The sequence below is a fragment of the Streptomyces sp. NPDC059679 genome, from assembly GCF_042734105.1.
Classification (GTDB): domain Bacteria; phylum Actinomycetota; class Actinomycetes; order Streptomycetales; family Streptomycetaceae; genus Streptomyces.
Map to the genome: position 1 here is coordinate 1 of NZ_JBHWES010000154.1, position 6,306 is coordinate 6,306.

Annotated in this window: 8 protein-coding genes; 2 read left to right on the forward strand and 6 right to left on the reverse strand. The window is 69.9% G+C overall.

Going from position 1 to position 6,306, the window contains the following annotated elements:
* The 3 genes from ACFV2X_RS55125 to ACFV2X_RS55135 all read right to left on the reverse strand — a co-directional run.
* Positions 1–195, reverse strand: a 195-nt coding sequence (locus tag ACFV2X_RS55125; protein WP_385631781.1) for an SPFH domain-containing protein, incomplete at its 3' end; no start/stop codon positions are given.
* A gap of 231 nt (positions 196–426) precedes the next feature.
* The gene (locus ACFV2X_RS55130; protein ID WP_385631784.1) at positions 427–852 is read right to left on the reverse strand and encodes an NfeD family protein; all 426 of its coding nucleotides are present in this window, start codon (positions 850–852) and stop codon (positions 427–429) included.
* A gap of 111 nt (positions 853–963) precedes the next feature.
* Positions 964–1,755, reverse strand: a complete 792-nt coding sequence (locus tag ACFV2X_RS55135; protein ID WP_385631787.1) for an ABC transporter ATP-binding protein — start codon at positions 1,753–1,755, stop codon at positions 964–966.
* Positions 1,756–1,865: 110 nt separating this feature from the next.
* Here ACFV2X_RS55135 and ACFV2X_RS55140 point away from each other — a divergent pair, with 110 nt between their 5' ends.
* Positions 1,866–2,669, forward strand: a complete 804-nt coding sequence (locus ACFV2X_RS55140) for a hypothetical protein (protein ID WP_385631788.1) — start codon at positions 1,866–1,868, stop codon at positions 2,667–2,669.
* Between the two features lie 98 nt (positions 2,670–2,767).
* On the opposite strand, the gene ACFV2X_RS55145 is transcribed toward ACFV2X_RS55140, so the two are convergent.
* The 3 genes from ACFV2X_RS55145 to ACFV2X_RS55155 all read right to left on the reverse strand — a co-directional run bounded on the left by ACFV2X_RS55145 (position 2,768) and on the right by ACFV2X_RS55155 (position 5,001).
* On the reverse strand, positions 2,768–3,010 hold the full coding sequence (locus ACFV2X_RS55145; protein ID WP_385631789.1) for a chaplin: 243 nt from the start codon (positions 3,008–3,010) through the stop codon (positions 2,768–2,770).
* A 190-nt stretch (positions 3,011–3,200) separates the two neighbouring features.
* Positions 3,201–3,851, reverse strand: a complete 651-nt coding sequence (locus tag ACFV2X_RS55150) for a response regulator (RefSeq protein ID WP_385631791.1) — start codon at positions 3,849–3,851, stop codon at positions 3,201–3,203.
* Positions 3,844–5,001, reverse strand: coding sequence for a histidine kinase (locus ACFV2X_RS55155; RefSeq protein WP_385631794.1), 1,158 nt, complete (start codon positions 4,999–5,001; stop codon positions 3,844–3,846). Before ACFV2X_RS55155 ends, ACFV2X_RS55150 begins: the two co-directional genes overlap by 8 nt.
* A gap of 447 nt (positions 5,002–5,448) precedes the next feature.
* On the opposite strand from ACFV2X_RS55155, the gene ACFV2X_RS55160 reads away from it, so the two are divergent.
* Positions 5,449–6,243: a transglycosylase SLT domain-containing protein gene (locus ACFV2X_RS55160; RefSeq protein ID WP_385631797.1), complete on the forward strand. Its 795-nt coding sequence runs from the start codon at positions 5,449–5,451 to the stop codon at positions 6,241–6,243.
* The last annotated feature ends 63 nt before the right edge of the window (positions 6,244–6,306 follow it).

Sequence of the window (6,306 nt, forward strand, 5' to 3'; positions counted from 1 at the left end):
ACGCAGGTCGACGCGGTTGCGGATCGAGTCGATGAACGGCACGACGATGTTGAGGCCCGCGTTGAGGGTGCGGGTGTAGCGGCCGAAGCGCTCGACGATGGCTGCGCTCGCCTGCGGGATGACCTGGATCGTCTTGATGAGTGCGACGAAGACGAGCACCACCAGGATGATCAGGACGATGATGATCGGTTCCACAGCGGCTTCCCCGTGCCCTTCATGCTTCTGGTTGATCGGGATGATCAGGTCTGGTCGTCGATCTCGATGGCGATGTCAAAGATCTCGTTGGTCTCGATGATCTCGATAGCGATGTCGATCTCGAGTCGAGTCTGTCAGATCTGAGGGCCAGTTGGCAGCCGTGCGGCCTGGGGCTGGTATCCGGCTCGTATCCCCGTATGACGGCTCGGTGGTTCACATGACCTCGGTGGTTCACATGACCACAGCCGTGGCGCCGTCGATGTCCACGACATCGACCTGCTGGCCCGGTTCATAGGCCTGGTCGGGGTCGAGGGCGCGGGCCGACCACACCTCGCCCGCGAGTTTGATGCGTCCGCCGCCGCTCTCGTCCACCCGCTCGAGGACGACGGCCTGGCGGCCCTTCAATGCCTCCACCCCGCTGGCCAGCCCGGGCCGCTGGGTGCGGCTGCGCACCGCCATCGGCCGGACGACGGCGACCAGCGCGACGGAGACCGCGGAGAAGACCACGACCTGGAACACGGCGCCGCCGCCGAGCGCGTCGGTGATCGCGGCGGCGACAGCGCCGACGGCGACCATGCCGAATTCCGGCATCGCGGTCAGCACGAGCGGAATGCCCAGCCCTACGGCGGCGATCAGCCACCACACCCAAGGATCCACAAGGTCATGGTAGTTCTCGGGGTGTGTCCGGGAACAGAGCGCGGATCACCCCCGGGGTGGCACCCGGGCCTCGGGGCAAGGGTGTCCGGGATGTCAGGGGTGTCAGGGGTATCAGCTCAGCGGCAGGCCCTGGGCGGTCCAGCGGTCGCCGTTGCGCTCCACGACCAGCGGGAGTCCGAAGCAGTGGGAGAGGTTGCGGGAGGTCAGCTCGGTCTCGACCGGGCCGGCCGCCAGCACCTTGCCCTGGCGGATCATCAGGACGTGGGTGAAGCCGGGGGCGATCTCCTCCACATGGTGGGTCACCATGATCATCGAGGGGGCGAGCGGGTCGCGGGCGAGCCGGCCCAGGCGCCGTACGAGGTCCTCGCGGCCGCCGAGGTCCAGGCCGGCCGCGGGCTCGTCGAGGAGCAGCAGCTCGGGGTCGGTCATCATGGCCCGGGCGATGAGGGTGCGCTTGCGCTCGCCCTCGGAGAGGGTGCCGAACTTCCGCTCCACGTGGTCGGTCATGCCCAGGCGGTCCAGGAAGGCGCGGGCGCGCTGCTCGTCGACGGCTTCGTAGTCCTCGTGCCAGTGGGCGGTCATGCCGTACGCGGCGGTGAGCACGGTCTCGAGCACGGTCTGGCGGCGGGGGAGCTTGTCGGCCATCGCGATACCGGCCATGCCGATGCGGGGGCGCAGTTCGAAGACGTCGACCGCGCCGAGCTTGTCGCCGAGGATCCGGACGGTCCCGGTGCTCGGGAAGAGATAGCTGGAGGCCACGTTGAGCAGGGTGGTCTTGCCGGCGCCGTTGGGCCCGAGGATCACCCAGCGCTCTCCCTCTTTGATCGACCAGGAGACCTCGTCCACCAGAGCCCGACCATCGCGGACCACGGATACGTCCACCAGCTCCAGAACATCGCTCATGAGCGCGTTGTCTCCCATTGCAGTCTCGAGTATCGCGTGCGCCTGTAGGCGCCGCCCCCAGGGGAAAACCTACGCCACGTATTGTCAGCGCCAGTCCTTAGGCTGGGGCCATGCTCGATGAACCGCGCTCAGGGCGCCTTGCCGCCTGGGGAAATGCCCTTCTTGCCGGACTTGCCTCTCCGGACGAGGCCGCGCATCGCATCGCGGCCGATGACGCTTCGCACCGTGTGGCCGATATGCCCGGGGAGACCGCCCCGGTCGGGCTGACGCTCGCGCTCGGGCGGCTGCGGGCGCTCGGGGCCAAGGGGCTGCGGGTGGCGCTGCCCATAGCGGGCCATCCGCTGGGGCTGAGCGGCCCGCCCGAGTTCAACGCGCGGGCGCTGGACGCGGGCGAGGCGGTGATCGTGACGGGGGTGGCCCTGGGCCTGGTGCCCGAGGTGTTCCAGGCGGGGCCCGAGGGCGATGTGCACAGCGAGGTGGTGTGGCGCTCGCTGCCGGTGCGGGAGGCGCCGCCGGCCGATGTGCCGTCGCTGGGCGAGGCCGAGCGGGAGCTGGCGGAGGCGCTGCGGGAGGCCACCGAGGTGCTGTCGCGGCTGAATGTCGCCGGGGCGGGGCCGGCCGCGCAGGCGGCCCTGGAGGCGTATCGGGCGCGGGCGGGGCGGGGGCGCGAAGTGCTCGCCCCGGGCTATCCGCCGCGGGCGCTGCGGGTGTTGGAGCTGGCGCAGCGGGTGGGCGCGCTGATCGAGATCGCCCACGGGGCGGGCGCGGGCGCCGGGGAGCACGGCGCGGCGGTGAGCGCGTCGGAGATCGCGGCGCGGGCGGAGGCGCTGCGGCCGGTGGAGCGTACGGCGCGGCGGGCGCAGGTGGCGGCGTACAACGCGTATGTGGAGGAGCTGGAGCGGGGCGGGTTCTGAGACCTGCCCGCGCGAGGGCTTCCCGTCTCCCGGGACCTCTCGTCACACCACCCCGGCGGCCGGGCCGCCGGGGTGGTGGGTGACGCGAGGGGGGATGCTCAGCGGTTGCCGCAGGGGGTGCCGAAGGTCTGGTTCATCACACCGATGACACGGACGGCGTTGCCGCAGGCGTTGACCGGGACGAACACGGGCACCTGGGCCTCGTTTCCGGCGACGACACCCGGGGAGTTCACGGCCTGGCCCTGAGCCTGGGGGCCGTGGGCGGAGGCAGCACCGGCACCCGCGAGGGCGAGGCCGCCCACCGCGATGGTGACGGCCGCGAACTTCTTGATGTTCTTCACTTGGTAAGACCCTTCTAGCGCAACACTGCGGCAGGCCGCCGCAGCCGCCCTGGAAAACGGCGCGGGGCGGACCGGGTTGCGCTGTCCGGGTGACATACACCCGACCGTATGAATCTCGGCTCGACCGACGGCACTCCCGTATCACCAACAGATGGCCGCTTATTGCGACAATCCAGGCAATTCACCTCACCTAGGCCCCGATCCCATGGCGTACGGCCCACAGCGCCGCCTGCGTCCGGTCGGCGAGGTCCAGCTTCATCAGGATGTTGGACACATGGGTCTTCACGGTCTTTTCGGACAGGACCAGCGCACGGGCGATCTCCCGGTTGGACCGGCCGTCCGCGATCAGCGCCAGCACCTCGCGCTCCCGCTCGGTGAGCGAACCGCCCCGCCCCTGGCCGCCACCCGTCTCCTCCTGTGAGAGCAGCGCCAGGGCCACCTCGGGCTGGAGCAGCACATGACCGGCGTGTACGGACCTGATGGCGCCCGCCAGGGCGTCGGGGTCCACGTCCTTGTAGACGTATCCCGCCGCGCCCGCGCGCAGGGCGGGGACGACCGTGCGCTGCTCGGTGAAGCTGGTGACGACCAGCACCCGGGCCGGGTTGTCGAGGCCGCGCAGCCGGCGCAGCGCCTCGACGCCGTCGGTGCCGGGCATCTTCAGATCCATCAGGATGACGTCGGGCCGCAGCTCCTCGGCGCGGGCCACGCCCTCCTCGCCGTCGGCCGCCTCCCCCACCACCTCGATGTCGTCCTGCACTTCCAGGAACGTCCGCAGCCCGCGCCGCACCACCTGGTGGTCGTCCACGAGCAACACCCGGATCCCACGGGCCGGCTCAGCCACCGGGCACCTCCATTTCGATCACGGTGCCCTTTCCGGGCGCCGACTCCACGGCCAGCCGGCCACCCACACCGCCGGCCCGGTCGCGCATCGAGACCAGGCCGAGGTGGCGCCCCGCCCGGCGGACGGCCGAGGGGTCGAAGCCCGCCCCGTCGTCGGTGACGCGCAGCAGCGCGCCCTGGCCGTGGCGGGCCAGGGTGACCTCCACCCGGTCGGCGTCCGCGTGGCGCAGGGCGTTGTGCAGGCCCTCCTGGGCCACCCGCAGCAGGGCCTCCTCCTGGGCCGCCGGCAGCGCGCGGACGCCGTGGGCGGCGAAGGTGACACGGGCGGTGTGGGCGCGGTCGAGGACCCGTATCTGGGTGCGCAGGGTGGCGACGAGGCCGTCCTCGTCGAGGGCGGCCGGGCGCAGCTCGACGACGGCGGAGCGCAGCTCGTCGGCCGCCTCGGCGGCGAGGGCGGCTATCTGCTGCAGCTCGCCCTTGGCGCGGGCGGGGTCGCGGTCCACGAGCGCGGTGGCGGCCTGGGCGGTGAGCCGCAGGGAGAACAGCTTCTGGGAGACGGCGTCGTGCAGCTCATGGGCGAGCCGGGCGCGCTCCCCGGCGATGGTGAGCTCGCGGCTGCGCTCGTAGAGCCGGGCGTTGGTGAGGGCGATCGCGGCGTGCTGGGCGAGGATGGCCAGCAGTTCCTCGTCCTCGAAGGTGAATCCGCAGCTTCCGCTCGGCTTGGGGCAGCGCTTGTTGGCGAGGAAGAGCGCACCGAGCACTTCGTCGCCGTCGGCAATGGGAAGCCCGATAAAGTCGGACATTTCGGGGTGTGCGTCGGGCCAGCCCTCAAAACGCGGATCCAGGCGGACATCGGCCAGCCGCTGCGGGGTGGCGTCGCGCAGCATCGCGGCCAGGATTCCGTGCTGGCGGGGCAGCGGGCCGATGGCCTTCCACTGCTCCTCGCTGACCCCATCTACTACGAACTGGGCGAAGCCCCCATGGTCATCCGGAACCCCCAGTGCCGCATACTCCGCATCAAGCACCTCACGGGCGGACACAACGATCGTCTTTAGGACATCACGGACTTCCAGGTGTCTGCTCATGGCGAGGAGCGCACCACTCACATTGGCCAGGCCCGCCCCTGCCCCGGCACCGCGTCCCTTTGTCATGACGGACACCGTACCGGCGGTCGCGACTCGGGCATATCGGCCGGTCGGCGGCACTCCCCGGGACCTAAGTCCTAGTCCCGAGGGGGGAGGAATTCGCTTTGCAGCGGCGCGTCGCGATGATCCGGAATGGCGACCACAGTATGTATTTGCTCAGGCACATCACGCGATACGGAAGTCTCGGCGTTGTGACCCCTGACACAGGACCTGAATCACGTACGACCACGGTTAGTGGACGTTTTAAAGCAGTCGTGAGCGGGGAATACGGCCGCTCGCGCAGGCGGGAGCGGACCAGGTGTCCACTAAGCAGGGTCGTATGTCACACCTTTGCCACAACATTTTGCGGGCGCTAAGAATTTCCCAGTCGCACGGCGCCGTAGATCAGAACACGGCGCTCCCAAGCGCCGATTTGGCCTGCGACTCGAGCGATTGGAAGAGGTTAAGTCCGCCATGCCCGTCCCCCGCATTCCCGGTTACAGCCGCTTGACCAAGACGCACAAGTTCTCCGCCGCAGGCATCGCCGCCGCGGGCGCCGCCGCCCTCGCCTTCGCAGTCGTCCCGGGCCAGTCCCCCGAGGGCCACACGACCGCCACCAAGGAACTGCCCGCCAAACCCGTCGCCTGGAGCAAACAGGTCGTCGACCACGAGGCCCAGCACGAGAGCCTCGTCCACCAGTCCGAGCTCGCCACGCAGCAGGCGAAGGAGGAGGCCGCGAAGAAGAAGGCGGCCGAGGAGGCGGCGAAGAAGAAGGCTGCCGAGGAAGCCGCCAAGAAGCGGGCCGCCGAGGAAGCCGCGAAGAAGAAGGCCGCCGAAGAAGCCGCCGCCAAGAAGGCAGCCGAGGAGAAGGCCGCCAAGGAGAAGGCGGACAAGGAGCGGGCCGCCAAGGAGGCCGCGAGCCGGGCCGCCGCGCGTAAGCCGGTCTACGCGAACAACCTGGACGGCTGGATCAAGGAATCGCTCGCCATCATGAAGGAGAAGGGCATCCCGGGCAGCTACAACGGGATCTACCGGAACCTCATGCGGGAGTCGAGCGGTAACCCGCGCGCCATCAACCTGTGGGACATCAACGCGCAGAACGGCATTCCCTCCAAGGGCCTGCTCCAGGTCATAGACCCGACCTTCAAGGCCTACCACGTCGAGGGCACTTCCTGGGACATCTACGACCCGGTCGCCAACATCACCGCCGCGTGCAACTACGCGTGGCACCGGTACGGCTCGATGGACAACGTCAACGGCCCCTACTGAGCCGTTCAGCCGTACAGCGCCGTAACGCCGAAGGGCGGCGGCACCCCCGCACAGGGAGGGTGC

Coding starts and splice junctions, on each gene's coding strand:
- ACFV2X_RS55135 (WP_385631787.1), bottom strand. CDS start 1,755: ATGAGCGATGTTCTGGAGCTGGTGGACGTATCCGTGGTCCGCGATGGT.
- ACFV2X_RS55140 (WP_385631788.1), top strand. CDS start 1,866: ATGCTCGATGAACCGCGCTCAGGGCGCCTTGCCGCCTGGGGAAATGCC.
- ACFV2X_RS55155 (WP_385631794.1), bottom strand. CDS start 5,001: ATGACAAAGGGACGCGGTGCCGGGGCAGGGGCGGGCCTGGCCAATGTG.
- ACFV2X_RS55160 (WP_385631797.1), top strand. CDS start 5,449: ATGCCCGTCCCCCGCATTCCCGGTTACAGCCGCTTGACCAAGACGCAC.